At 69.1% G+C, this 531-nt stretch carries 1 protein-coding gene; it reads left to right on the plus strand.

The genetic code is table 11. The features are described 5' to 3' along the window. Positions 1 to 22 precede the first annotated feature (22 nt). The coding region (locus ACFHWS_RS28550) for an RNA-guided endonuclease InsQ/TnpB family protein (protein WP_416569590.1) at positions 23 to 531 on the plus strand (509 nt) is incomplete at its 3' end.

The raw sequence follows: 531 nt of genomic DNA on the forward strand, positions 1-531 counted from the left end.
ACTGCCGTCGGACCCGTCGTCCGTGACGGTCATCCGGGACGCCGCCGGTAGGTACTTCGCCTCGTTCGTCGTCTCGGCCACGGACGAGCCGTTGCCGCCGACCGACGCCGAGGTGGGGATCGATCTGGGGCTGACGCACTTCGCGGTCATGCCGGACGGCACGAAGGTGGCCGCGCCCAGGTTCCTGCGCCGCGCTGCCCGCAGGTTCAAGCGGCTGCAGCAGGCCCTGTCGCGTAAACAGCGGGGCAGTAACCGCCGTGGGAAGGCCGTCGTGAAGGTCGCCAGGGCGCACGCCCGGGTGGCCGACACCCGGCGGGACTGGCAGCACAAGCTGTCCACGACGATCATCCGTGAGAATCAAGCGGTGTACGTCGAGGATCTGTGTGTCGTCGGTCTCGGTCGGACCCGGCTGGCGAAGTCGGTGCACGACGCGGGATGGTCGTCGTTCGTCGCCATGCTGGAGTACAAGTCGGCGAGGTACGGGCGTACGTTCGCCCGGGTGGACCGGTGGCTCCCGTCCACCCGGATGTG

The sequence above is a fragment of the Micromonospora sp. LOL_013 genome, from assembly GCF_048060315.1.
Classification (GTDB): Bacteria; Actinomycetota; Actinomycetes; order Mycobacteriales; family Micromonosporaceae; genus Micromonospora_E.